The 25,962-nt window shown below is 43.5% G+C and carries 26 protein-coding genes and 1 tRNA gene; 5 read left to right on the forward strand and 22 right to left on the reverse strand.

The genetic code is table 11. The features are described from left to right. Window positions 1-86 precede the first annotated feature (86 nt). From E7008_02640 to mltG, 14 genes are all read right to left on the reverse strand, one after another. On the reverse strand, window positions 87-491 hold the full coding sequence (locus E7008_02640) for a 50S ribosomal protein L22 (protein MBE6456816.1): 405 nt from the start codon (window positions 489-491) through the stop codon (window positions 87-89). A gap of 16 nt (window positions 492-507) precedes the next feature. After that, a complete protein-coding gene (gene rpsS, locus E7008_02645) occupies window positions 508-792 on the reverse strand; it encodes a 30S ribosomal protein S19 (GenBank protein ID MBE6456817.1) in 285 nt (94 codons plus the stop codon). Between the two features lie 22 nt (window positions 793-814). Further along, window positions 815-1,648 (reverse strand): 50S ribosomal protein L2, encoded by an 834-nt coding sequence (gene rplB / locus E7008_02650; protein MBE6456818.1) that lies wholly within the window; start codon window positions 1,646-1,648, stop codon window positions 815-817. Window positions 1,649-1,725: 77 nt separating this feature from the next. Further along, window positions 1,726-2,058, reverse strand: coding sequence for a 50S ribosomal protein L23 (locus E7008_02655; GenBank protein ID MBE6456819.1), 333 nt, complete (start codon window positions 2,056-2,058; stop codon window positions 1,726-1,728). A gap of 26 nt (window positions 2,059-2,084) precedes the next feature. After that, the gene (rplD, locus tag E7008_02660; protein ID MBE6456820.1) at window positions 2,085-2,705 is read right to left on the reverse strand and encodes a 50S ribosomal protein L4; all 621 of its coding nucleotides are present in this window, start codon (window positions 2,703-2,705) and stop codon (window positions 2,085-2,087) included. 30 nt (window positions 2,706-2,735) lie between these two features. Then, window positions 2,736-3,461, reverse strand: coding sequence for a 50S ribosomal protein L3 (locus E7008_02665; GenBank protein MBE6456821.1), 726 nt, complete (start codon window positions 3,459-3,461; stop codon window positions 2,736-2,738). A gap of 79 nt (window positions 3,462-3,540) precedes the next feature. Further along, window positions 3,541-3,852: a 30S ribosomal protein S10 gene (gene rpsJ, locus E7008_02670; protein ID MBE6456822.1), complete on the reverse strand. Its 312-nt coding sequence runs from the start codon at window positions 3,850-3,852 to the stop codon at window positions 3,541-3,543. Between the two features lie 76 nt (window positions 3,853-3,928). Next, a complete protein-coding gene (tuf, locus tag E7008_02675) occupies window positions 3,929-5,116 on the reverse strand; it encodes an elongation factor Tu (protein MBE6456823.1) in 1,188 nt (395 codons plus the stop codon). Between the two features lie 51 nt (window positions 5,117-5,167). Beyond that, window positions 5,168-7,249: an elongation factor G gene (gene fusA, locus E7008_02680; GenBank protein ID MBE6456824.1), complete on the reverse strand. Its 2,082-nt coding sequence runs from the start codon at window positions 7,247-7,249 to the stop codon at window positions 5,168-5,170. 27 nt (window positions 7,250-7,276) lie between these two features. After that, entirely contained in the window at window positions 7,277-7,750 is a 474-nt protein-coding gene (gene rpsG, locus E7008_02685; protein ID MBE6456825.1) for a 30S ribosomal protein S7, read from the reverse strand. A gap of 78 nt (window positions 7,751-7,828) precedes the next feature. Continuing rightward, on the reverse strand, window positions 7,829-8,200 hold the full coding sequence (locus tag E7008_02690) for a 30S ribosomal protein S12 (GenBank protein ID MBE6456826.1): 372 nt from the start codon (window positions 8,198-8,200) through the stop codon (window positions 7,829-7,831). 397 nt (window positions 8,201-8,597) lie between these two features. Further along, a complete protein-coding gene (locus E7008_02695; protein MBE6456827.1) occupies window positions 8,598-9,347 on the reverse strand; it encodes a hypothetical protein in 750 nt (249 codons plus the stop codon). Window positions 9,348-9,467: 120 nt separating this feature from the next. Then, the gene (locus E7008_02700; GenBank protein MBE6456828.1) at window positions 9,468-10,235 is read right to left on the reverse strand and encodes a hypothetical protein; all 768 of its coding nucleotides are present in this window, start codon (window positions 10,233-10,235) and stop codon (window positions 9,468-9,470) included. Between the two features lie 259 nt (window positions 10,236-10,494). After that, window positions 10,495-11,580: an endolytic transglycosylase MltG gene (mltG, locus tag E7008_02705; protein MBE6456829.1), complete on the reverse strand. Its 1,086-nt coding sequence runs from the start codon at window positions 11,578-11,580 to the stop codon at window positions 10,495-10,497. A gap of 140 nt (window positions 11,581-11,720) precedes the next feature. Between mltG and E7008_02710 the strand changes: the two genes are divergently transcribed. Then, complete coding sequence (locus tag E7008_02710; protein MBE6456830.1) at window positions 11,721-11,939, forward strand: hypothetical protein; 219 nt, start codon at window positions 11,721-11,723, stop codon at window positions 11,937-11,939. Window positions 11,940-12,012: 73 nt separating this feature from the next. Then, the gene (locus E7008_02715) at window positions 12,013-13,275 is read left to right on the forward strand and encodes an insulinase family protein (protein ID MBE6456831.1); all 1,263 of its coding nucleotides are present in this window, start codon (window positions 12,013-12,015) and stop codon (window positions 13,273-13,275) included. A gap of 24 nt (window positions 13,276-13,299) precedes the next feature. On the opposite strand, the gene E7008_02720 is transcribed toward E7008_02715, so the two are convergent. Then, window positions 13,300-14,982, reverse strand: coding sequence for an acetyl-CoA synthetase (locus E7008_02720; protein ID MBE6456832.1), 1,683 nt, complete (start codon window positions 14,980-14,982; stop codon window positions 13,300-13,302). 119 nt (window positions 14,983-15,101) lie between these two features. On the opposite strand from E7008_02720, the gene E7008_02725 reads away from it, so the two are divergent. Next, window positions 15,102-15,178 (forward strand) — tRNA-Pro (locus E7008_02725). Window positions 15,179-15,300: 122 nt separating this feature from the next. Beyond that, complete coding sequence (locus tag E7008_02730) at window positions 15,301-17,538, forward strand: hypothetical protein (GenBank protein ID MBE6456833.1); 2,238 nt, start codon at window positions 15,301-15,303, stop codon at window positions 17,536-17,538. A gap of 130 nt (window positions 17,539-17,668) precedes the next feature. On the opposite strand, the gene fabF is transcribed toward E7008_02730, so the two are convergent. From fabF to E7008_02760, 6 genes are all read right to left on the reverse strand, one after another. Then, the gene (fabF, locus tag E7008_02735) at window positions 17,669-18,919 is read right to left on the reverse strand and encodes a beta-ketoacyl-[acyl-carrier-protein] synthase II (GenBank protein ID MBE6456834.1); all 1,251 of its coding nucleotides are present in this window, start codon (window positions 18,917-18,919) and stop codon (window positions 17,669-17,671) included. Between the two features lie 124 nt (window positions 18,920-19,043). After that, window positions 19,044-19,280 carry an acyl carrier protein gene (locus E7008_02740; GenBank protein ID MBE6456835.1) on the reverse strand — a complete coding sequence of 79 codons (237 nt, stop codon included), beginning with the start codon at window positions 19,278-19,280 and terminating at the stop codon, window positions 19,044-19,046. Between the two features lie 130 nt (window positions 19,281-19,410). Continuing rightward, window positions 19,411-20,418, reverse strand: a complete 1,008-nt coding sequence (locus E7008_02745) for a hypothetical protein (GenBank protein MBE6456836.1) — start codon at window positions 20,416-20,418, stop codon at window positions 19,411-19,413. A gap of 19 nt (window positions 20,419-20,437) precedes the next feature. After that, window positions 20,438-20,848 carry a hypothetical protein gene (locus tag E7008_02750; GenBank protein ID MBE6456837.1) on the reverse strand — a complete coding sequence of 137 codons (411 nt, stop codon included), beginning with the start codon at window positions 20,846-20,848 and terminating at the stop codon, window positions 20,438-20,440. A 10-nt stretch (window positions 20,849-20,858) separates the two neighbouring features. Continuing rightward, window positions 20,859-22,652 carry an elongation factor 4 gene (gene lepA, locus E7008_02755; GenBank protein ID MBE6456838.1) on the reverse strand — a complete coding sequence of 598 codons (1,794 nt, stop codon included), beginning with the start codon at window positions 22,650-22,652 and terminating at the stop codon, window positions 20,859-20,861. A 77-nt stretch (window positions 22,653-22,729) separates the two neighbouring features. Then, the gene (locus E7008_02760; protein MBE6456839.1) at window positions 22,730-23,080 is read right to left on the reverse strand and encodes a hypothetical protein; all 351 of its coding nucleotides are present in this window, start codon (window positions 23,078-23,080) and stop codon (window positions 22,730-22,732) included. 88 nt (window positions 23,081-23,168) lie between these two features. On the opposite strand from E7008_02760, the gene E7008_02765 reads away from it, so the two are divergent. Continuing rightward, window positions 23,169-23,744: a DedA family protein gene (locus E7008_02765; GenBank protein MBE6456840.1), complete on the forward strand. Its 576-nt coding sequence runs from the start codon at window positions 23,169-23,171 to the stop codon at window positions 23,742-23,744. A 374-nt stretch (window positions 23,745-24,118) separates the two neighbouring features. On the opposite strand, the gene E7008_02770 is transcribed toward E7008_02765, so the two are convergent. Then, complete coding sequence (locus E7008_02770; GenBank protein MBE6456841.1) at window positions 24,119-25,897, reverse strand: hypothetical protein; 1,779 nt, start codon at window positions 25,895-25,897, stop codon at window positions 24,119-24,121. Window positions 25,898-25,962: the final 65 nt, after the last annotated feature.

Below are 25,962 nucleotides of genomic sequence, written 5' to 3' on the forward strand. Positions count from 1 at the left end.
TTTTCCTTAAACTTAGTGGGGGTGTTCTTGAAGTGTTTCCACTTTATTCAGGAATTTTCATTCCATACCACCCCACACGACTTACCTTATTTTGTTGTTTCTTTTTTTGCTGCCTTCTTTTTCGATGGCGCCGTGCCTGATTCCAAAACGATTGTCAAATTTGAAAAAGGTTTCAGAATTGGACGTGCACTGCCACGTGGTCCCGGCATAATGCGCTTCATAGTCAACGCTTTGCCACACCAAATTTCTTTGACGAACAAAGTTTCAACTGGCAACTTTTTGTTGTGTTCTGCATTTGCAGTCGCAGACAACAAAGTTTTCAGCACTTCACCTGCTACACGTTTTTTCGAAAATTTCAAGACATCAACAGCGCGTTCCACTGGTAAACCACGAACCATGTCGCATACCAGATTCAGCTTCTGATGGCTAACGCGGATCATTTTATTGAACGCGCGCACCTGATTTTCTTTAATTCCATATCTTGCTGTCATAACTTACCACCCTATATTATTTCTTACCTGCTGCGGCTTTTTTATTAGCGGCATGACCTTTAAATGTACGTGTTGGCGCAAATTCACCCAACTTGTGACCAATCATATCTTCTACGATTGATACAGGGATAAATTTATTACCATTGTGCACATCAAATGTCAGTCCCACCATCTGTGGTATAATTGTGCTACCACGGGACCAGGTTTTAATTGGTTTACGGTCATCTTTTTCAATTGCCGCTGCTGTTTTCTTCAACACAGACGGATGAACATAAGGACCTTTCCATACTGAACGAGACATCATTTACTCCGTTTATTTCTTATTATTTCTTTTTCGCCAAATGTCTGCTGCGAATAATCATCTTAGCAGTACGTTTATTGCTACGGGTACGATATCCCTTGGCTGGAATACCTGTACGTGATACCGGTTCGTGGCCCTTAGAATGACCATTACCACCACCCATTGGGTGATCTACTGGGTTCATCGCCATACCGCGTACTGATGGGCGGATACCCAACCAACGTGCGCGACCAGCTTTACCCAAGTTGACATTGCGCTGATCTGGATTAGATACGCTGCCAACTGTTGCCAAACAATCGGAATGAACTTTGCGCAACTCACCGCTGTTCAACTTAATCTGTGCATAAACACCGTCTTTACCCATCAACTGCGCATAGCAACCCGCACTACGTGCCAACTGACCACCTGCGCCTGGTTTCAATTCGATGTTATGTACGATTGTACCGATTGGCATATTCTTCAATGGCATTGTGTTACCCGGCTTAATATCTGCATACTGTGCCGAAATAACCACATCACCCGCCTTTAAATCGCGCGGTGCCAAGATATAAGAACGCATACCGTCTGTATATTCAATCAATGCGATAAATGCGGTACGGTTTGGATCATATTCCAAACGCACAACTGTCGCTGGAACATCCATCTTCTTACGTTTAAAGTCAATCAAACGATATTTACGTTTATGACCACCACCCTGGTGCATAACTGTTACATGACCAAAGTTATTACGTCCACCTTTGGACTTCAAACCAACTGTCAATGCCTTTTCTGGCGCACCACGGTACAGTTCACTGCGATCAACCTGGGTCAATCCGCGTGTACCTGGTGTTGTTGGCTTATAATGTTTCAATGCCATTTTTTTCTTACCTTTGTTTTCTCACCCTGACACTAGCATCCTTTTCTTTGGGTTCTCTGCCAGGGCGGTATATTATACTACATATTTGCTGACAAATCCAGTTTTGCATCTGCCGGCAAAGATACATATGCTTTTTTTACAGTGCGCTGTGTACCTGTGCTGCGACCACGGAAGGTTTTAACCTTCCCCTTAGTGACTACAACGTTAACCTTGGTTGGTTTTACGCCATAGATTGCTTCGACCGCACGTGCCACATCTTCTTTGGTTGCTTGCATAGCAACTTCGAACGCTACACCGTTGCTTTCAGACAGTTTTGCTGCCTTTTCCGAGATAATCGGACGACGCAGTATATCATAAATACCGGCTGTCGCAACGATTTTTTTCTCTGCACTTACTTTCTTTTCTGCCATTTTGCTTACCTCAATTCTTTAATTGATTACGCCAATCTTGCTTCAACCGCTTTGACTGCGTCTGCTGTCAAAACTAATTTTTCATGTTTCAAGATGTCCAAAACATTCAAACCAATCGTTGGCAACACATCAACATTTGCGATATTTGCCGCAGATTTAACAAAGTTTTCATCTAATTCTGTGGCCCCTACGAACAAAGCAGATGCGATTTCCAGTTTTTTCAACTGCTTCGCGAATGCGTTTGTCTTCGCTGCTGCCAACTTTTCAGAATCAATGATAACCAGGCTGCCGTCTTTTGCCTTGGATGACAACGCCATCTTCAGACCCAATGAACGGATTTTCTTTGGCAAGTCAATAGAATGGTCGCGAACGACTGGTCCATGAACTACGCCACCGCCACGCATGTGAACATTATATCTTTCACCCTGACGTGCGTTACCTGTCTTTTTCTGTTTGAACGCTTTCTTACCACTGCCCTGAACATCTGATACAGTTTTAACTGCATGCGTACCGGCACGTGATTTTGCACGCTGCCATGTAACAACACGGTGCAAGATGTCCGCACGTGGTTCCAAACCAAAGATGCTATCAGCCAGTTCAACCGAACCAACTTTCTTTCCATCGAAATTAATAATATCTAATTGCATTTTACTTACCTCACTCTTGCTGTTAACTTATTATTCCGCAACAGCTTCTGTTTCGGTTACTGTTTCAGCTACAACTTCTGCTGCTTTCGCTGCGACTGTTGGAACTGGCAAATCCTTGTGTTCTTTTTTGATTGCGTCTGTAACCAGAACAAATGTACCATTTGCACCTGGAACTGCGCCTTCGACAAAGATCAGATTTTCTGCTTCATCTGTACCGAACACTTTCAAGTTCTGAACTGTGACAGTTTCATTACCCATCTGTCCTGCCATCTTTTTACCTTTCAGAACGCGGCCTGGCCATTCACGCATACCAGTACCACCGATGGAACGATGTGCTTTCAATACACCGTGGGTTGCTTCCTTACCGCCAAAGTTATGACGTTTCATAGCACCCTGATAGCCTTTACCTTTACTTGTTGCTTGTACATCAACGAATTGACCGGCAACAAAATGAGATGCCATCAACTGTGTCCCTGCTGGGATAACACAGTCATCCGATACACGGAATTCTACAACCTTGCGATATGGTTTTACGCCTGCTTTTTCAGCCGCAACCAACTGTGGTTTTGCTACATGTTTTGCCTTGGCTTCGCGCAAACCCAAAATATTTGCGACATAACCGTTCTTTTCTTGCGTGCGATTTCCAATGACGGCACAGTCACCCACAGACAAAACTGTCACAGGATGCGCAACACCGGCATCATCATACAGACGCGTCATTCCAATTTTTGTTGTAATTAATCCGCTACGTTTCATTTTTTTATGCCTTTTTTTATGTCAGTTGGTTGGTATGGTGTACACACTGCCACGCCAACACTAACAGATTATTTTAATTTTACAATTTAATTTTTACATCAACACCAGACGCCAAATCCAACTTCATCAAGGCATCAACTGTCTGAGGGGTTGGATTAACAATATCTACAACCGCTTTATGATTGCGGATTTCGAACTGTTCACGCGACTTCTTGTCAACGTGTGGTGAACGGTTGACCGTAAATTTCTGCACCAATGTTGGCAGACGAACTGGTCCAACTACATCTGCGCCTGTGCGCTTGGCAGTTTTTACAATTTCTTCGACAGATTCCATCAAGATACGATGGTCGAATGCTGTCAACTTGATACGAATTTTTGATGTTGGTACCATTACCGTTTTCCTTATATTTATCTGGGCGGTAATCACTGACACTTTTAATTCAGTTACACCGCCCAAGACTGTTTAATTATTTAATGATTTTGGATACAACACCTGCGCCAACTGTGCGACCGCCTTCACGGATAGCAAAGCGACGACCTTCGTCCATAGCAATTGGTGCAATCAACTGCACGTTGATACGGACATTGTCACCTGGCAGAACCATTTCTTTGTCTGCTGGCAAAGTGATTGTACCTGTTACGTCTGTTGTGCTAAAGAAGAACTGTGGACGATAGTTGCTAAAGAACGCTGTATGACGGCCACCTTCTTCTTTGGTCAAGATATAGACTTCGGCTTCGAATTCTGTGTGTGGTGTAATAGAACCTGGCTTACAGATAATCTGACCACGTTCTACATCTTCCTTCTTGGTACCACGCAACAACAGACCTACGTTATCACCGGCTTCACCCTGATCCAGCAATTTGCGGAACATTTCAACGCCTGTAACTGTTGTTTTCTGTGTTGGACGCAGACCAACGATTTCACATTCGTCACCAACTTTGATAACACCTGATTCAACACGACCTGTTACCACTGTACCACGACCTGTGATGCTGAACACGTCTTCGATTGGCATCAAGAATGGTTTGTCAACTGGACGTTCTGGCATTGGGATATATTCGTCACACGCCTTTAACAACGCATCAATCGCTTCTTTACCCAAGCCATCATTTTTATCTTCAACAGCTGATACCGCAGAACCACGGATAATTGGTGCATTGTCACCGTCAAAGTCGTTCGCAGACAACAGTTCACGGATTTCCATTTCAACCAATTCCAACAATTCTGGGTCATTTGCCAAGTCGCATTTGTTCAAGAACACAACGATTTTTGGAATACCAACCTGACGTGCCAACAAGATGTGTTCACGTGTCTGTGGCATTGGACCATCTGTCGCTGCAACAACCAAGATTGCGCCGTCCATCTGCGCCGCACCGGTAATCATGTTTTTAACATAGTCCGCGTGCCCTGGGCAGTCAACGTGTGCATAGTGACGTGATTCTGTTTCATATTCAACGTGCGCTGTGTTAATCGTGATACCACGCTGTTTTTCTTCTGGCGCATTATCAATCTGATCAACACCCTTCTGTGCATCAGCACCAACACCATAGTGGTGAACGATAGCAGCAGTCAATGTTGTTTTACCATGGTCAACGTGGCCAATTGTACCAATATTGACGTGTGGTTTGCTTCTTACATACTTTTCTTTTGCCATTAGTTTTCTCCTTAGGCTTGCTTGTTAGTTTTTGTTAGAACTTCTTGTTAATTATTTCGTCAGCTTCTTGATTACTTCGTCAGCAACGTTTGTCGGGACTTCGTCATAGTGCGACAATTCCATATATGGATTTGCACGACCCTGTGACAAAGAACGCAATGTCTTTACGTACCCAAACAGATTTGCCAATGGAACATACGCAGAAATCAACTGATTACCGAACTGTGTTTCGATACCGTTAATCTGGCCACGGCGACTGTTCAAGTCCCCAATGATGTCACCGACGTATTCTTCCGGTGTATTAACCGAAAGCTTCATAATCGGTTCCAGCAATTTCGGCGCCGCTTTTTTCATTGCCTCTCTGAAGCATGCGCGTGCCGCAATTTCAAAGCACAATACATTAGAGTCAACTTCGTGATACTTACCATCTACCAATGTAGCTTTGAAATCTACTGTTGGATAGCCAATCAGAACACCTGTCTGCTGGGCTATCTTCAAACCTTTTTCCACACCTGGGATATATTCTTTTGGAATCGCACCACCAACAATCTTGTTGTCGAATTCGTATCCCTGACCTGGTTCCAATGGTTCAAATTCAATCTTAACCTGTGCGTACTGACCCGAACCACCAGACTGTTTCTTGTGTGTGTATTCTTCTGTGACCGGCTTGCGGAATGTTTCACGGTATGCGATACGTGGTTCACCAACGTTTACATCCACCTTGAATTCACGCAACAGTCGATCGACCAAAATTTCCAAGTGCAATTCACCAACACCCGACAAAATGGTCTGACCTGATTCTTCGTCAACCGACACACGGAACGAAGGATCTTCTTTGGCCAACGCCTGCAGACCCAATGACATCTTTTCAATGTCTGCCTTGGTCTTTGGTTCAACTGCGATGCTCATAACAGGCTCTGGAACATGAATTGATTCCAACAGAATTGGATTCGCTTCGTCGCACAGTGTGTCACCTGTAATTGTTTCTTTCATACCAACCAAAGTGATAATATCACCGGCCGATGCTTCTTTGATTTCTTCACGGTTATTTGAATGCATCAACAACATACGACCAACGCGTTCACGTTTATCACGGTTAGAATTATAGATATAAGAACCCGACACCAACTTACCCGAATAAATACGGATAAACATCAAGTTACCTACAAATGGGTCATTTGCCACCTTAAACGCCAAGGCACTAAATGGTTCTTTGGCATCTGGCTTACGCGAATCGGCCGTTTCACCGTCCATCTTTGTCCCACTAATCGCTGGGATATCCAATGGGCTTGGCAAATAGTCAACAATCGCATCCAACAATGGCTGAACACCCTTGTTCTTAAACGCTGTACCACACAAAACTGGGTTAAAGTTCTGGTTGATTGTACCCTTGCGGATTAACTTTTTGATGGTTGCGACATCTGGAATTGTTCCTTCCATGTACGCTTCCATAATTTCATCGTCCAGTGTTACAACTTCTTCAATCAGTTTTTCGTGTAATTCCTGTGCCTTTTCCTTTAATTCTTCTGGGATTTCAACGATGTGTGGATCTTTGCCCATATCATCTTCCCAGACAATTCCGCGCATTTCGATAACATCGACAACGCCACGGAAATCAGATTCTGCGCCAATTGGGAAATTAACAACCAACGGATTTGCACCCAAACGTTCACGAATCATATCAACACAGCGGAAGAAGTTCCCACCAATACGATCCATTTTGTTAATAAAGCAAATACGTGGAACCGCATAACGGTCTGCCTGGCGCCATACAGTTTCTGTCTGTGGCTGAACGCCCGACACAGATTCAAATACGGCAACCGCACCGTCCAGAACACGCAGTGAACGTTCTACTTCCATAGTAAAGTCCACGTGCCCCGGTGTATCAATCAGATTGATACGATGGTCGCGCCAAAAGCATGTTGTTGCGGCCGATGTAATTGTAATACCACGTTCTTGTTCCTGTTCCATCCAGTCCATGGTTGCGCCACCATCGTGCACTTCACCAATCTTGTATGTTTTACCAGTATAGAACAAGATACGTTCAGATGTTGTTGTTTTACCCGCGTCAATATGGGCCATAATGCCGATATTGCGGTACATATGTAAAGGTGCGGTTTTCCCGACTGACATTGTATCTTTCCTTTGCCTTTGTATTGATTACCAGCGGAAGTGAGCAAACGCCTTGTTCGCTTCTGCCATTTTATGTGTATCAATTTTCTTTTTAAATGCGCCACCCTGACCGTTCAAGGCATCACGCAATTCGCCAAACAGTCTGTCATCCATGCTGCGTTCACCACGTTTACGCGCAAATCCGACCAACCAACGCAACGCCAATGTCTGCTGGCGCGCCGGTCTTACTTCGACTGGAACCTGGTATGTTGCACCACCTACACGACGACCCTTAACTTCGACCGACGGTTTCAACGCATCAATCGCTTCCAAGAATGCTGTCAATTCATCACCGTCTTTGGCAATCTTTTTCAATTTATCCATTGCACCATATACGATGTTTTCAGCAACTTCTTTTTTGCCGTCCCACATAACAATATTAATACATTTCGCAACAACCAAATTACCGTATTTGGAATCTGGCAAGATTTCACGTTTTGTTGCAGCTTTACGTCTTGACATATTTATTTTCCTTTTATCGCTTCATCTGGGTTTTCCCCAGATTACTCACGCACATTACATGCGTGTGGTTAACATTTATTATTTCTTTGTTTTGGCACCATACAAAGAACGACCCTGTTTACGTGCATCAACACCCTTGGTATCCAAGACACCACGAATAATATGATACTTTACACCAGGCAAGTCCTTTACACGACCACCACGAATCATAACAACACTGTGTTCCTGCAGGTTATGACCTTCGCCAGGAATATAAGCGGTTACTTCGCGGCCGTTTGCCAGTTTTACACGGGCAACCTTACGCTGCGCCGAGTTAGGTTTTTTCGGTGTTGTCGTATAAACACGTGTGCAAACACCACGTTTCTGTGGGTTTTCCATCATGTCAGGCGCAGTGCTTTTCACCACGACTTTTTTACGAGGCTTCCGAATCAGTTGGTTTACTGTTGGCATTCAAAATCTCTTTGTTTTTTTCTACCTATTTTACTCTGCACAAAAGCCGCCTATTCAGACTTATTTCAACGACTTATGCCGGATTATAAATCTGTCAGTGTAAGCGGTTTTTATGTATTCCTTGCTTTCCTTGTTTACACAGAAAGCGCACTTACTATAATCGCGCCCCCCCAAATTGTCAAGGAAAATATGGGAAAAAACCTTAAAAAACCCGCTTGAAAACCCCACAAAATCAGGATTTTACAGCAAACACCAAAAATGACAAATTTTCAATCAGTCTACTTTTATAAAAATAAAAGATAATGGCGTAGATATGGTATGGGGGCGACATCGTAGTGTACAAACGCTACATGAGATGTCGCCCCCGCCCATAGATATGCCATTAGATTTTATTTTATCAAAAATCAATTCCGAACATCACCCCCATCGTCGCCGGGCTGTTCTTGAAACTGTGCACAACATCTTTTTCCAAATAAAAGCCCAAATACTTGGTCGCATCAATATTATAATTAATTCCGCATTGCAATCTCAGCCGTTCCCCATCATAGTAATCATCAAACAAATCAAAATCAAACATCAATCCGCCAACCCAGTTCCAGCGATTATTAACAATATACTGTCCCTGAATACCGACGGTCATCGCCCACGCATCAAATGTATCTTGTGGCAAATCATCGTTCAGATAATCCACCTGCACCACCCCTGCAACGGTCCAATTGTCTGTTATGCGTCCCATTCGCGCACCCGCCGTCCAATTATATGCAACCGTCTGTAAATTTTCACGCGTATCATAGATTTGTTTTACATCACCATAAACCTCGGCATGCAATTGATTTTCATGCCACAAATCCCAATCAAACCCAAATTCCAAATCATTCCATGACCATTTTCCAAATTCTGGATTATCCGATGAATCATAAGACCCCGATGTCGCCACATGAATCGCAAAGGCATCAGATACCCCATACCCAAATTCATCGGCAATAACAAATCTGTCAAATTCAGAATTTGCTTGCAACGGCGTTAAAATATTATAAAACCGCCCCTGTGCCGGATTATAAAACGGATTACCATTTATTACATTGGCGGCCCCTGCCCCACCCGACACAAATGCCAGCGCACACGACAAAAGAAAAATTTTTTTCATATATTTCTCCCTTTCTTTCGCAATCCGATTTTAAGAAATATGAAAAAATATATAAACAGGAACGAATTCAAAAAAACACCCCCGGAAACCGGGGGTGAATATTAACAGTTGTACGTTTGATTAAAAGTCGATTCCAAAGTTCACACCAAACCCAAATCCATCGACCCATTCCCAGTCACCTGTTGAATGTTCCATTTCACCCATGAAATATGCACCAATGTACTTGGTTTCATCCAGGTTATAGTTTGCACCGATTTTACCAGTCCATTTACCTGCATCTTCAAATTCATCGTCCAACATACCAGTGTATTCAACACCAGCAATCAGATTCCACTGTGGACACAGAACCAACTGGCCATCGACACCAACACTCAAACGATGTGCACCATCATCGCCCCAATTGAACGATTCAGAATTCAAATAATCAAAGTCAACATGACCCGCCAATGTCCAACCTTCGCCGACATAACCGCCACGCATACCGATTGTCCATGTGTAATCCGTTACACCTTTATCCAAGAATGGCACGTGATCACCCCATACTGTATCTAAACTGTACACACCGTACACATCCGCCTTCCAGTTACCCATATCAATCGCACGATAATTCAGTCCAACGGTAAATTCATCCCACGACATCGCATCAAAGCCTTCTGCCTCGGATACGCCCGTCTTCATGAACACTGCCAATTCATTTGTGATACCATAACCAAATTCTTCGGTAATACCCCAATCTTCGATTGCTTCTGAATGTGATTCTACTGCAAAATTGCTATAAAAACGACCTTCGCCCGGGCGATATAATGGATTACCATCAATAATATTTGCCGCGTGCGCACCTGATACTGCAAAAAATGCCAACAAAGAAGTTAATGCTAATTTTTTCATATTCATTCCTTTCGTTTTTGTTAACCAAGACCACTTGTTTTCAGTCCCGTTAATACAATTTTATCAGGTATAAAATCCCACCCGCAAGGTTAAAGATTTTTGCAAAACCACCAAAAATATGATATTATCCCACGCGTGCACGAATCGGATTTTAGTCACAACACACAATTCAAACGCCCATACACCGGGCGTTTTATTAAATTTGTTATAATTCGTTATACTTTTTAATAATTATCAAAAATAACAGACTGACGATTTTTTAATTTTTATTTTTTAATTTTTTTATCTCGCGCCAGTCATTGTGATTTTTTTTATGTTCTTCATAGTCTTTGGAAAACAAATGGCCACCCCGCCCGTCTGCAACAAAGAACAAATAATTCGTGTCCGCCGGCCTTAACACCGCCCGAATCGCATTTTCACCAACATTGGCAATTGCCCCCGGCGGCAGGCCCTTGTTCCTATACGTGTTATACGGACTGTCTATTTTCAAATGCCCGCGCAATAACGGTTGGCCCTGCATATCGCCCAGTCCATCAGTCAACGCATAGACAACTGTTGGGTCGGCCTGCAACCGCATCCCCCGGTTCAACCGATTCAGATACACACTGGCCACAATCGGCATTTCACGTGCCTGGGGCGTTTCCTTTTGTACGATTGACGCCAACGTAATAACATCGTCCCAATCCTGTAACGGCTTTGGCAATCGACGATTCGTACGTTCCCACGCCCCCCGTACATTTACCATTTTTTTGCGCGCCAAATCCAGAACCGCCAACCGATTCATCCCACGCGCCACCGTATATGTATCTGGGAACACATCACCATCACGCAAATTACACACCGGCGCACTGTTCCCTGATTTACATTCCACCGCGCCCGTCAATGCAGATGACTGCAACAACAGGTTCTTAATTTGTTTTATGGTTAACCCTTCGGGAATAACGATTGTAGTAGATGCCACGCGTCCATTTGCGAACATATCTGCGATTCGCCAACTGCTGGCTGAAACGGGAATATCATATTGTCCGGTTTGAATTTTCCCCCCATTAAATCGCACCGACATTACAAAAACTTCTTCTGAATCAATTAATTTTTGTTTGTACAATCTGCGCGCGACCCCTGATACAGTATCCCCCGCCACAATATCAAACACAACCGGTTTTGAAACCGTTGAATGAATACCAAACATATACAACACCACACACAGCACAATCAACACTGGTGCGACAATCAATTGAACAATAACACGCTTTGGAAATAATTTTCTACGTCTTGCCATGGTCTGTTTATTATTACAGACAAAACCCCCATTTGCAAACGCAAAACCACAAGGGGCGAACAACATTTATTGTTGCACAAAGATAAATAATATCAATCTCTTTATTCAGAAAAATCAAAAAAATATTTAATGACAACAACGTTTCACCTTTGAACAATGTTCAATGAAGCGAACACGACACTTCGTAACAACCCAAAGGACAAACGATGAAACAAAACACTAACAAAAAAATGTATCTGATGCCCGATTCAGAACCACTAACAACCTCAACAGGCGCCAGTGACGACGGCAATTCAGCAGTTATTGTAATTGTGGACACAGACGGCGAATACATTGACACAACTAAATTAAGCGAAAAAATAAAATATCCAGCCATGTTAATGCAACAACGCATAACACAAGGATTTCGTAATCGTATCCGCTAATTAATTTATCAAAAAAAGGGTCGCCAATAACATTGGATTGACGGCCCATAATAAAAAAAAAGAGCACAACATAATGCACCAGGCAGAAATTTACAACCTATCAAACGGAATCCCCATAATCTTGCACAACGCGCCATTTCACACATGCAAAATACTATTCAGCCTACATTTTGGTGCATGCGACGAAACCACGCCAGAATATGGCATAACGCATTTTATAGAACATTTATTAGGACAAAGCACAACAGGCAACAAAACCTTTGGTAATCTAACCAAGAAAATTGAAACACTGGGGGGCAATATTAGTCTATATACAACATACAACAAAATAGGATGCTATATCAATATATTGCCCGCCCACCTAATCGATACTATACAAATTATCGCCCCACAAATAATGTCCCCCGTGTTTGACACAGAAAAAATCGAACAAGAAAAACACGTCATTTTAACAGAACACAAAAGATATAGCGCCCAAAATTCTTGGTTTCTGTTCGCCCAAGAAAACTTATTCAAAAACACTGGACTGGGGCACAACATAACAGGAACACCAGAGACAATAAATTCATTTACATCACAAGCCCTATCAAAATATTATCATTCACACCTATCCAGCGACAAATTCAACATCGTTGTTATCGGCCCAATAGATAACAAAGACAAATTATTAGCCAAACTGGAATCTGCATTTGGCGACATGCCATACACACCATACACACAACAATCGTGGGCCACAACCCCAACCATCGCCCATGATTTCAAACAAGACATCTGCAACACTAAGCTAGTATTAGCATTTGCAGATAAAATTCCAGATACACGCAAAAACCAAATTGCCACAGGATTATTCAAAAAAATCCTACAAGACCGTTTAATTAACTATTTGCGCTATCAAAACGGACTAGTTTATTCAGTAAAATGTTTAACCATGGGAACCGGCAACACAAAATTATACACAATTGAAACCGAAGCACAACCACAACTAATAGAAACAATCACACAAAAAATTGCATCAGAATGCAAAACCATTCTAACAACACGACCGATAACATCTAACGAATTACAAACTGCTAAAAATGTTATAAAATATCAAAATGCACGCGTAATGGATTCAATAGATAAAAGTTGCGAAACATATGCACAATATATGAAACACTATGGAAAAGTTTATGATTTTAACTTGGAAAACACAGAACTGGATAACCTGACCCTATCTGATATCACAAACATAGGACACATCATTTTGAACACCCCCCTATCCATAATAACACAAGGGCCTACACAAAATAACAATCTAATAAACATATGGCAAGACAACTTTACTTTGCCTAAATAAAAATCCGACGATGCCGGATTTTTATTATTTTTCATCACCCAACCCAATTGTACTTTTAATTGGGTCAACGATTGATTCCTTGGCACTGTCCAGTGTGCGAATTAACGCACGCCGAATCTTACCACTGATTGTCATAGGCAATGTTTCTACAAATTCAATCACGCGTGGCGCTTTATAATGCGCGGCGCGCGATTTTGCATAATCTTGCAATTGCCGCACCAGCGCATCTGTCTGTTGAAAATATTTATTCAGAACAATCGTTGCCTTGACCGCCTGGCCACGCGATGGATCTGGGATACCCGTGACGGCAACTTCACGCACCGCGGGATGTTCCAGTAATACCGATTCGACTTCGAACGGACTGACACGATAACCACTGGTTTTAATTAAATCATCATTACGCCCCACGAACCAGAAATATCCATCTGCATCAAAATACGCCATATCACCCGTGTGATAAATCCCATCACGATAGACCGCATTTGTCTGCTTGTCATTTTTATGGTATCCCTGGAACAGCCCCAATGGTTTACCGTCCTTGACATTAACACAGATTTCACCAACGGTATTCGGTTCGGTCACCACGCGTCCACGTTCATCCAATAATTTCACATCCCAACCTGCGGCCGGCATTCCCATTGCACCCGGCTTTGGTTCAATCCACTGGTTTGTAAATATCATAACGCACGTTTCGGTTTGACCAAATCCTTCGCGCAGTTTAACACCTGTGCTGTCTAAAAATCTTTCATATACCTCTGGATTCAATGCCTCGCCGGCGACATCGGCCTTGACCAACGACGACAAATCATATTTAGACATATCCGCATGAATCATCATTTTATATGCCGTTGGTGGTGCACAGAACGATGTGATTTTATGTTCTGCAATTGCGTTCAGCAAATCGTGGGCTGTAAATATGCGACTGAAATCGAACACAAAGACCGTCGCCCCCGCCAACCATTGGCCATACATTTTACCCCACGAACATTTTGCCCAACCCGATTCGGACAATGTAAAGTGAATATCGCCATCAACCAATCGCTGCCAGAACACCGCGGTATTAATATGCCCCAACGGATATACAAAATTGTGCGCCACCATTTTCGGCATATCGGTTGTCCCACTGGTAAAGTACACAACCATTGTATCCGTGTTTTCATTTGGCACGCGTTCCAATGTCTGCGGATATGATTCGCACGCCGCACTAATTTCTGCACAATCAATTAGTTGAATGTTTTCTTTATCACCAATTGCCCTTTTAATTTCATCCACAACATTACCATCATCAAACGCGATTACCGCGGACGCTTCTGCTGTCTTTAACCTGTATTCTATATCCTTGCTTTTCAATTGATTAGTTGACGGAATTGGAACCACTCCTAATTTATGCATCGCCATCATCAATACCCAGTATTCCCATCTGCGACGCATAAACAGTAAAACTGTATCCCCACGCTTTAACCCACGCTGGCCCAGAAAGTTTGCCACCGCGTTCGACCATTTGGACAACATGCTAAAAGTAATATTCTTTTTTTCACCCGCATCGTTTGTCCATAAAATTGCGACTTTATCTGGGGTTTCAGACGCGATAACATCCACGACATCATATGCAAAGTTAAAATTTTCCGGAACATTCACCACCGCATTTTTTGAATAATCATCATAATTATTAAATTCATCCTGTTTCAAGAGCCGCTTAAAAAACATCTTTTTTTCCTTTTTAGTGCAAAATAAATATAATGCACATATGCCAAAACACAAATAAAAAAACAAAAAAATTACATTGATTTTTATATCAAAAGGTCGCATAATCAGCGCACAACAATCGGAGTGTAGCTCAGCCTGGTAGAGCGCTACGTTCGGGACGTAGAGGTCGCTGGTTCGAACCCAGTCACTCCGACCATAAAATTCAGACCACCATTTGGGTGGTTTTTATTTTATGTCGCCATTTGAAAATTCATATAATCTGATATATAATAATCGGTAAATATATGGGGACATGTATTTGGGGCCTTAGAAAAGCCTGTGAAAAAGCAGTGTGATAAAATATCACATTGGAATCCGATTTCAACGATGACGCAATTCGCGCCATTATTGTGCTTATACGATTTGCGCTTAAATAATATTGCGCGACCTTTTTCACATATTTTTCTGACGCCCCACAAACACACCACACACGGGGGACATATGAGAAAAAAATTCAGCATCACACACATAATATTTTACATCACCTACATTGTATTCCCCATACACCTGTGGGGAACGGTCGGTGGCGGTGTATGTGAAAAGATACAAGACTCTAACTCCTGCACCGAGGTTGCCGGTTGCTATTGGAATTATAATGGTCAAACCGGATCCTGTATCCGTTGTCCCGAAGGGTATTATTGCACAAACAAAGATCGACACTCTTGCAATATAAGCGGCTATGTACAAACCGGTGGTGTTGACATGCTAGAAATAAACAGTTGGGGAACGGGGCTTGAATCCAAGGAAGAATGCGAAACAAACACCACAGCCACCCTTTACTGTCCGGCATCACATTATTTTGGACAAAGCGGAACACAGTACAAATGCATACCCTGCACCGCAAAAATGGAAGACGGCACTATACAAACCTCCAAAGTGGAAGACAACATCAGTAATAAAAAAGATACTATAACCCAATTATTAACGAACTATGGTCGTGCAAAACGTTGCATAACATGTGGCAAAAATGCAGAACCTGACGATGACGGCATCGGATGCGTATGCCCAGACGGCTATCAATTCACAGGAAAATCTGAAACACAAGTGTATGACAACACCCAATGCGAACAAAAATCGATCATCATAACATGTAATCCAGGCTATTATGTAAAGTCTGGTAAATGCGAACAATGCCCTGTCGGTACATACCAAGCAATGAATAACTTTACCGGCACGGAATGTACCCTATGCGACATCGGGTACTCGAATGCATTGCCTGGTCAAGAAACCTGCGATGTCTGTCCCGCTGGCACATATCAAGACAAAACTGGCCAATCATCATGCAAACCCTGCCCCACAGGGAAATATCAAAACGAACAAGGCCAATCAAGTTGCAAATCCTGTATCAATGACATAGTAAAACTTACAAATACAGATAAAAATTGTTCTCTAACTGCAATAAATGTAACGGATAAGACATCACTTGACAATTGCGAATACACCCTTACATCAGCCCAAGGCTATTATCTAACCCGTGGTGCCAACGTCGGGGAATATTATCATTTCACATGCAATCAATGCCCCAACCTAACAACCATAGATGCTAAAACAATTACAGGAAACAGAACAGTCTTGTATGACGAAGTCGGCACAATGGCAGACGGTCATGCATGCAGCACGAACTGTTCATGCGATGGCAAGAATAATAAAGAAGGTGCCTGCATAAACAATGCCGGCGCATACAGATGCGAATGTATAGAAGGCTATCACGTAAAGGACGAAACTCGCGATACGATATCCTATAATCCCATCAATGGACAAAAAGATTGCGAAATAAACAAATACTATATTCGCTATTACTGCAATTCTGACGATTCAAGCCCCACCAAGGAAATCGAAATAGAATATGGTGGCGAACATTATATTTTACCATCCAACACATGTCAAAAAACAGGATATACATTTAACGGGTGGCTCGAAGAAAATTCAAACACAACATACACAAACGAAACATCCCTAATCGTTGACCAAGACTATGTCTTTAAGGCACAATGGGCGGTTAAAGAATTTAAGGTAAATTACAGCGGGAATGAAAACACAGCTGGCAATGCCCCCAGCGAACCAACAACATGCACGTATGACAAACCGTGCAATGCCCCCGACAACACATATATGCGCGCTGGATACATATTTGCGAATAAATGGTCTTGTCAATATATGCCACAGGCGGGGCAAAAATTGCAACCTTGCTGTAAAACAATCAATTCGATGGGTTTTGATACAGGCACATGCGAAATCTCCCCCGGGACCGACATATCAACAATTTCGGGCGGAAATGATATATTACTTAGCGCAATATGGACCACGTGCCAGGCGGGCTATTATTGCCCTGGCACAAACTCCGACCCAAAAACCGAGCAAAAAAAATGCCCCGCCGGTTCAACAACCGCTGAGGGTGCCACTTACATAACCGACTGCCATATGGTCGGTGGCACAACCCAGATTTGTGATACAAACGGATGCTTTACACTGCCCAACACCGCTGGGAACATATTCTATCAGGGCGCATCACAATAATAAAAATCCCAAAAACACTTCAAATTCTGGGGGAATAAAATTCAAGAAAATGGTATAGATGCACGCAGTGCCGACAACGCAGTGTACAAAACGTACATAAGTTGTCGACACCGCTTGCAGATATGCCATTTTATTGGATTTTTTTAAGGACCAGCGACGCGTTTGTTCCACCAAAACCGAACGAATTACTCAACGCCACATCCACCTTGCGTTTTTTTGCAACATGCGGCACAAGGTCAAAATCCCCCACCGCATCTTCGGGGTCATCCAAGTTAATTGTTGGTGGCACAATACCATCACGAATTGCGCACGCACAGAATATCGCTTCGACCGCACCGGCCGCACCCAACAAATGCCCCGTCACAGATTTTGTTGACGACATCGATACCGGCGCATCACCAAACAGACTTTGCACCGCCGCCAATTCACCAACATCACCCAAACCGGTCGATGTACCATGCGCGTTGATATAATCAACGTCGGCTGGATTAACACCCGCATCTTTTAACGCGGCAATCATTGCACGTTTGCCACCTTCGCCATTTGGCGATGGTGCTGTAATATGATATGCATCACCTGACATACCGTAACCTGCAACCTCGGCATAGATTTTTGCACCGCGTGCAACAGCATGTTCATATTCTTCCAGAACCAGGACACCTGCCCCTTCGGCCATGATAAATCCATCGCGTCCCTTGTCCCATGGGCGTGATGCCGCCGCCGGATTATCGTTGCGCGTACTTAATGCCTTCATCGCCGAAAATCCAGCCAGCGCAATACGACTGACCGCACCTTCGGTGCCACCACAAATCATAATATCTGCATCACCATATTTTACCATACGTGCTGCTTCGCCAATTGAATGGGCACCGGTTGCACATGCCGTCACAACGGAAATATTTGGCCCCTGGAAACCATATTTAATTGAAATATTACCCGCCGCCATATTAATAATCCCCTTGGGGATAAAAAACGGACTAACGCGACGTGGACCGCCGATATGCAGTTCAATACAGTTATCATAAATCGTATTAAATCCACCAATACCACTGCCAACTGATACACCGATACGTGTTTTATCACCATCATATGTATCCAGCCCGGCATCTTTGATGGCTTCGTCCGCCGCCACAATGCCATATATTTCACATTTATCCAGTTTGCGCTGTTCACGGGCATCCACCACCGCGTCTGGGTTATATTGACCGGGTTCAGTTCCATATTCTGGGACACCTGCGATTTGCGATGCCAAATCATCTACTTCGAATGAATCAATCTTTTTAACCCCAGACTTTCCCGCCAGGATATTTTTCCACGCATGCTCAACACCTGTTCCAACAGGGGACACAATACCCATACCGGTAATAACAACTCTTCTCATAATATATATTCCTTTTGTATAACTAACATACGCCCATATGATATACTGTTTCCCACGAAAAAGACAATAAAAAAATCCGCCTGCACAATTGCCCAAGCGGAAAAAACCTTACACAAAACAATAATTAGTTTTTCTTGTGTTCGTCGATGTATTTAACTGCATCGCCAACTTTTTCCAATTTTGTTGCTGCATCATCTGGAATTGTGATGTCGAATTCTTTTTCCACTTCCATAACGAATTCTACAACGTCCAGGGAATCAGCACCCAAATCGTTTACAAACGTTGCAGATTCTGTAACTTTATCTTCTGATACGCCCAGTTTTTCAACTACGATTTTCTTTACTTTTTCAAAAGTTGTCATTTCTTTTCCTTTGTTTTAGTTAAATTGTTTGGTCCATACCATGACCGTCATTGATTACTAAACTATCATTTTCTAACATATGTGTCAAGGAATTATAACAAACGATAACAAACGCTTGACAAATGCGAAATTATATGCATGGGCTGCAAATATCATCCAACAAATTATTCATATTCACCCGCAGATCTTCCCTATCCGACGCCCACACCAACTGTCGCATCATAAATTTATGCACGTCATCCATCGTTAAATTTGGAATTCCCGCCGCCATGACAACACGCTTCCATGCCGTACGCGGATCAATTAAATGCACCCCGCCATGTCCTGGGAAAACCCAATGCCCATCCTGGGGTAAATCCTGCAACAGTACAATTGCCCGATCTGGCAAAGGATGCGTATTCCACATATCGTGATTAAAATCCAGGTCTTCCCACGCCATAGAAAAAATTTTTGACCGTGTTGCGAACCCATAAATCTGCATCAAAAAAGCTGCACGCAAAATAACATTATCCATGTCATTAATTACCCGCATCAGCCGTTGCAACCCTGCCCTGTTCAATGGTCGAACACGTCGGGTTTGTTTGATTTTATCCAAACCAATCGCAGGATTAGATTTTACATATCCCATATCCACCGCATAATTAAAAATACTTTGCAACAATTCCTGCATACGCGCAGCAATGGCAACACCACGAATATTTTGCACACACGCACGCACATCATCAGATGTAATCCCAGATATTTTTTTATCAAACAGCACCACCAAATGCCGATTAATTGCGCGCACCAATTTCATATGCGAATCTTCCCCGCGCCGAACCTTGTTCGCCAAATACAAATCCAAGAACTGCTTAAATGTAATTTTCTTTCTGCGCACAGGCGGTTTTTTTGCCGCATTTTCCAGAATCTGTGGCACCGCGCTGCGTGCATCTTCGATATCAACATCTGGATATTTACCAATTAAAATTCGTTTATCCTTGCCCCGCACACGTTTACGAACAAAGAAAGTCTTGACCCCCCGACTGGTAATATACATCCGCAAACGTGGTTCAGAAATATCCTGAACGACATCAAACCCCGTCGCCGGCGCCGGCAGATTATCCAAGATATACGGATTAAAATAAAATTGGTGTGCCATGGGCCACCCCCTTGGTTTATTATTTTACACGCATAAATTTGTTTGCCCAATACCCCGCACAGACAATCTTTAAATCATCAAATTTTTGTCTGTTTTCACAGTATTGATTATTATCTTTCCACATCACACACAAATTATTCTGGCATTTCTGCTCGTGTCCTTCTGGTACAAAGTGCGGACAGCGCACAACCTGATACGCACAGGGCGAATGTTCAAACAATTCAAACTCGCCAACCAACTGCTTGCTTTTTATACATGCATTTCCTGTCCCTATGCTATCGTCAATTCCATAATGACGAACTAATGGCATCCCGGATACGACCATATCCTTCTCGGCCCGGCTCAGTGCCTTTTTCAATCCTCTATATTCACGCCAATCCGTCAAAATTTGCGCCACTGGTGTTTTTCTCAGATAATCAAACCACTTCATATTGTACCCCTTATGATACCTTTAATGCATTAATAAACGCAGACTGTGGGATTTCTACATTACCGAACGAACGCATACGCTTTTTACCCTCTTTCTGCTTTTCCAGCAACTTGCGTTTACGCGTAATATCCCCGCCATAGCATTTTGCGGTTACGTCTTTGCGATATGCCGCAATTGTCTCTCTTGCGATAATCTTGCCCCCGATTGCGGCCTGCAAAGGAATCTTGAATTGATGCCGCGGTATCAGGTCTTTCAGTTTTTCTACAATCTGACGACCACGTTTTTCCGCAAAAGAACGATGACACATAAACGACAACGGTTCTACATTTTCCTCATTGACCAAAATATTGACTTTCACCAAATCAGACGCCTGATACCCATAGACCACATAGTCAAACGACGCATACCCTGACGAAATCGACTTTACCCTGTCATAGAAATCAAACACAATTTCTGCCAACGGCAACTGATAAACCAACACCGCGCGATTACCAACATATGAAATATTTTCCTGAACCCCGCGCCGTTCCGAACACAGCGACATAATCCCCCCCATATATTTATCAGGCATCATAATTGTCGCACGCACCCAGGGTTCTTCGATTGCGGCGATTCGTGTTGGCTCTGGCATATCGGCTGGATTTTCCAAATCAATCACCGACCCATCACGCATATGAATTTTATACAGCACACTTGGCACAGTGTTAATCAGATTCAGATTAAATTCACGCGCCAACCGTTCACTAATAATTTCCATATGCAACAGGCCCAAGAACCCACATCGCAACCCAAATCCCAATGCCGATGATTTTTCAACTGTGAACATAAACGACGCATCATTCAGTGCTAACTTTTCCGCACTTTCACGAAACGTTGGATAATCATCTGCCTCAACCGGAAAGAATGACGAAAACACCACCGGCACAGACGGTTTAAACCCTGGCAACATCTGGGCATTATCATATTTCGAATCGATAATCGTATCACCAACCTTGCAATCATGAATTGTCTTCATACCGGTAATAATAAATCCAATTTCCCCGGTATGCAGTTTATCCACATTCACCATTTTTGGCGTAAAGTAACCAATCTTGTCGACAACATATTCCGCGCCCGTTGCCATAAACTTAATCTTTTGCCCACGTGTCAGCGTCCCATCAACCACACGCACCAGTATCACAACACCCAAATAAGAATCGTACCACGAATCGACCAACAGCGCGCGCGTCGGCGCATTTTCATCCCCATGTGGCGCAGGCAATTTATTTACAATTTCTTCCAGCAATTCTGGCACACCATCGCCGGTTTTACCCGATACCGCCAATGCATCCCCTGCGTCCAGTCCAATCACATCTGCAATCTGTTCGCGTGTGGACTGCACATCACTGGACGGCAAATCAATCTTATTCAATACCGGCAACATTTCCAGATCATTATCCAACGCCAAATACGCATTAGCCAATGTCTGTGCCTGAACCCCCTGGGTTGCGTCAACCAACACCAACGCACCTTCGCACGCAGCCAGCGACCGCGACACTTCGTATGAAAAGTCCACATGTCCCGGCGTATCCATCAAATTCAGTTGATATGTTTCACCATTTTTCGCCGTGTAATTCAACCGCACAGTCTGGGCTTTAATCGTAATCCCACGTTCACGTTCAATATCCATAGAATCCAGAACTTGGGCCTTCATCTCGCGCGATTGCAAGCCGCCAGTAAATTCAATCAGACGGTCAGACAACGTCGATTTTCCATGGTCAATATGTGCGACGATTGAAAAATTCCGGATATTAGACTGCTTCATACAAAACCACCTTGCTTATGCGGCAATGATATACCAGTATTCACGCATTCGCAAGGCGAAAATTCAACAAAACCAGATTATTTTAAATTACTCAACAATTCATCAATACGCGCCGCACGTTCCAACGTATCGTCATAGGCAAACTTAATATCTGGCACATATTTCTGATTCATGCGCGCCGCCAATTCGAACCGCACAGCGCGTGTAATTGCATCCAGCCGCGCCTGCACCGCCGCCACATCCAAATTACGCGTATAGAAATACAACCGCACAAATTGCAATCCCCCATGCGAATCCGCCCCAACCAGCGACACCCCCGAAATCAACGGATCATCCCCATATATATCCCGCAGAATTTCCGCCACCAGTGTCTGAACCTTGCTTGCAACACGTTCGCCACGATTTGAATTAAATTGTTTTTTTGGCATGTATATTGTCTTTTTTTATGTTATCATTGTTAAGATATAAAATATAAAACCACAATCAAGTAATTTTTTTAAACAACGGGGACATGGGATGAAATTTTCAGAATACATATTGGCCAAATCAGAATCGCGCGCATATTCGTGGATTGTATTTTTGCTAACCATTTGCGAATCCATATTTTTATTCATCCCACCCGAAGTCTTTATGACCCCACCAATTATTGCGAACAAGAAACGCGCCGTCCCGATTACAGTCGCCGCGTCACTTGGCTCTATTGTTGGTGGTACGATTGCCTATATGATTGGTATGTGGCTGTATGATTCTGTTGGCGTATGGTTGATTGAAACATTTTCCAATCCTGAATTAATTGAATCAACAATCAAACCGATGTTCAGCCAATATGGCATCTGGATAATTGTCCTGACTGCGGTAACCCCAATACCGTATAAATTGCTGGCCATATGGCTGGGTTTTATCGGCTATCCACTGTGGATATTTTTGGCGGTATCGGCAATATTCCGCACAGGCCGCTTTGCAATAATCGCGTCCCTGCTCTATTTTTTCCAGGAACGCGCCAACGCAATTGTTAAAAAGTACTTCTGGCCATTAACACTTGGCGCGATAATTGCGGCGGGCCTTGGCATATGCCTGGTCAGCCTGTTTTAATCAGATCCCGCCCCAGCGGGATTTTTTATTCCCCCACATACCCAGATAAACAAAAGTTTATCGAAGTAAAAAAAATAAAAACGTCATACCCGCTTCGGGCCCCGCAAAAATTGAAAATTTTTGTGGGTGATACCAGGCGGGTATCCATTGCCCCGCAGGGACTGCAACATAAATAAAAGTTTAGTAGAATACTTCTTGCTAGCCCTACCTTTGTCATTCCCGCGCAGGCGGGAACAGGGACTAAGAAAATTTTTATGGGCAATACCAGACGGGTATCAATTGCTCTTTGTTTGCCCAACGGACAAAATTAAATAAACTTTTATGTAGCGGGTTGGTTGCACGAATAAAAATCCCCCAGATGGGGGATTTTATACTTATTCAACCCAAATGGTTGCCCATGACGTCGGATTTGACTCCGCACCATATGGAATACTCATACCCGTCACCGCCGTCGCAACACCACCAGAGGTGACATAAACAGGTCTTGTCGTTGTTCCCGCCGCAATATTCGCCGTATGCGTAACCGCCGTACTTTTATCCTGCTTTGTATTCGTCAAATTATCAAGCGTATCTCCAATACCTTCATCATACGTGGAAATGGCATCTGATAACTCCGTCTTGGTCGCATAGGTATTCACAATGTTATTACCACTGCCGTCTTGTGTCGCCTTGGTCGCAGATGCCGCATTACCACTTGTACTTAACTTACCCGCCAGTGCTGTATTCAAAGCAGCCTGTGTCATCGTACCATCTGTGTTCGTACCTGTACCTGTGTACAACTTGGTCAACCCAGACGTTGTTGCCGTACCAGTGCTATATGTCGTATTGGTATCCGTACCACTAACCGTAATCACACCATCACTAATACCAACAGTAACACTACCAGAACCCTTGATGTTCGACGTCGTTAATGTCGCCTGCTTCGTTGCCAAACCATCACTTAACGCAGTCTTGGTCGCATAGGTATTCACAATGTTATTACCACTGCCGTCTTGTGTCGCCTTGGTCGCAGATGCCGCATTACCACTTGTACTTAACTTACCCGCCAGTGCTGTATTCAAAGCAGCCTGTGTCATCGTACCATCTGTGTTCGTACCTGTACCTGTGTACAACTTGGTCAACCCAGACGTTGTTGCCGTACCAGTGCTATATGTCGTATTGGTATCCGTACCACTAACCGTAATCACACCATCACTAATACCAACAGTAACACTACCAGAACCCTTGATGTTCGACGTCGTTAATGTCGCCTGCTTCGTTGCCAAACCATCACTTAACGCAGTCTTGGTCGCATAGGTATTCACAATGTTATTACCACTCGCGTCCGCAGTCGCCTTCGCCGCTGTACCACTATAACTGGTTATCGCGGTTGCAACACCATTTGAATTTACATAAACCGGAAGCGTCTCAGACCCCGCCGCAGTATTCGCCGTATGCGTAACCGCCGTACTTTTATCCTGCTTTGTATTCGTCAAATTATCAAGTGTATCTCCAATACCTTCATCATACGTGGAAATGGCATCTGATAACTCCGTCTTGGTCGCATAGGTATTCACAATGTTATTACCACTGCCGTCTTGTGTCGCTTTGGTCGCAGATGCCGCATTACCACTTGTGCTTAACTTACCCGCCAGTGCTGTATTCAAAGCAGCCTGTGTCATCGTACCATCTGTGTTCGTACCTGTACCTGTGTACAACTTGGTCAACCCAGACGTTGTCGCCGTACCAGTGCTATATGTCGTATTGGTATCCGTACCACTAACCGTAATCACACCATCACTAATACCAACAGTAACACTGCCTGAACCCTTGATATTCGACGTCGTTAACTTATCCTGTTTATTTGCCAACGCGTCATTTGCCGACTTGGCACTGGCTGCTGCCGCTGCTGCACTTGATGCCGCATTCAACGCAGACTGTCCCGCCGCTGCGGCATGTGCCTCGGCCGCCTGGGCTGATGCACCGGCCTTGTTCACGGCCTTGTTCACATATGAAACACCCGCAATACCCGCACCATCGGTCGGGGTTTGATCCTCATAAACATCATGCGCCGTACCAACGGATTCACCTGACGCAGGCGCATTCGCCCACGCAGAACTGACCGCCAACATTGCCACCAAAGATACCGCAAAAACAAACTTAGTCTTAATCATCAGGACATCCCACCAAATATTTTTCACCACTCTCTGTTTCGTTTATGCATTATATTCAATTTCGC

The organism is Alphaproteobacteria bacterium (assembly GCA_015062495.1).
GTDB lineage: Bacteria > Pseudomonadota > Alphaproteobacteria > Rs-D84 > Rs-D84 > Enterousia.

Bases quoted from the DNA above. Each gene is read 5' to 3' on its own strand.
- fabF (MBE6456834.1), bottom strand. From the start codon at position 18,919: ATGAGAAGAGTTGTTATTACCGGTATGGGTATTGTGTCCCCTGTTGGA.
- E7008_02640 (MBE6456816.1), bottom strand. From the start codon at position 491: ATGACAGCAAGATATGGAATTAAAGAAAATCAGGTGCGCGCGTTCAAT.
- E7008_02715 (MBE6456831.1), top strand. From the start codon at position 12,013: ATGCACCAGGCAGAAATTTACAACCTATCAAACGGAATCCCCATAATC.
- E7008_02690 (MBE6456826.1), bottom strand. From the start codon at position 8,200: ATGCCAACAGTAAACCAACTGATTCGGAAGCCTCGTAAAAAAGTCGTG.
- E7008_02655 (MBE6456819.1), bottom strand. From the start codon at position 2,058: ATGGCAGAAAAGAAAGTAAGTGCAGAGAAAAAAATCGTTGCGACAGCC.
- mltG (MBE6456829.1), bottom strand. From the start codon at position 11,580: ATGTTGTTCGCCCCTTGTGGTTTTGCGTTTGCAAATGGGGGTTTTGTC.
- E7008_02720 (MBE6456832.1), bottom strand. From the start codon at position 14,982: ATGTTTTTTAAGCGGCTCTTGAAACAGGATGAATTTAATAATTATGAT.
- rpsJ (MBE6456822.1), bottom strand. From the start codon at position 3,852: ATGGTACCAACATCAAAAATTCGTATCAAGTTGACAGCATTCGACCAT.
- E7008_02765 (MBE6456840.1), top strand. From the start codon at position 23,169: ATGAAATTTTCAGAATACATATTGGCCAAATCAGAATCGCGCGCATAT.
- rplD (MBE6456820.1), bottom strand. From the start codon at position 2,705: ATGCAATTAGATATTATTAATTTCGATGGAAAGAAAGTTGGTTCGGTT.
- tuf (MBE6456823.1), bottom strand. From the start codon at position 5,116: ATGGCAAAAGAAAAGTATGTAAGAAGCAAACCACACGTCAATATTGGT.
- E7008_02710 (MBE6456830.1), top strand. From the start codon at position 11,721: ATGAAACAAAACACTAACAAAAAAATGTATCTGATGCCCGATTCAGAA.
- fusA (MBE6456824.1), bottom strand. From the start codon at position 7,249: ATGTCAGTCGGGAAAACCGCACCTTTACATATGTACCGCAATATCGGC.
- E7008_02760 (MBE6456839.1), bottom strand. From the start codon at position 23,080: ATGCCAAAAAAACAATTTAATTCAAATCGTGGCGAACGTGTTGCAAGC.
- E7008_02695 (MBE6456827.1), bottom strand. From the start codon at position 9,347: ATGAAAAAAATTTTTCTTTTGTCGTGTGCGCTGGCATTTGTGTCGGGT.
- E7008_02770 (MBE6456841.1), bottom strand. From the start codon at position 25,897: ATGATTAAGACTAAGTTTGTTTTTGCGGTATCTTTGGTGGCAATGTTG.
- rplB (MBE6456818.1), bottom strand. From the start codon at position 1,648: ATGGCATTGAAACATTATAAGCCAACAACACCAGGTACACGCGGATTG.
- rpsS (MBE6456817.1), bottom strand. From the start codon at position 792: ATGTCTCGTTCAGTATGGAAAGGTCCTTATGTTCATCCGTCTGTGTTG.
- lepA (MBE6456838.1), bottom strand. From the start codon at position 22,652: ATGAAGCAGTCTAATATCCGGAATTTTTCAATCGTCGCACATATTGAC.
- E7008_02700 (MBE6456828.1), bottom strand. From the start codon at position 10,235: ATGAAAAAATTAGCATTAACTTCTTTGTTGGCATTTTTTGCAGTATCA.
- E7008_02750 (MBE6456837.1), bottom strand. From the start codon at position 20,848: ATGAAGTGGTTTGATTATCTGAGAAAAACACCAGTGGCGCAAATTTTG.
- rpsG (MBE6456825.1), bottom strand. From the start codon at position 7,750: ATGTCAAGACGTAAAGCTGCAACAAAACGTGAAATCTTGCCAGATTCC.
- E7008_02745 (MBE6456836.1), bottom strand. From the start codon at position 20,418: ATGGCACACCAATTTTATTTTAATCCGTATATCTTGGATAATCTGCCG.
- E7008_02665 (MBE6456821.1), bottom strand. From the start codon at position 3,461: ATGAAACGTAGCGGATTAATTACAACAAAAATTGGAATGACGCGTCTG.
- E7008_02740 (MBE6456835.1), bottom strand. From the start codon at position 19,280: ATGACAACTTTTGAAAAAGTAAAGAAAATCGTAGTTGAAAAACTGGGC.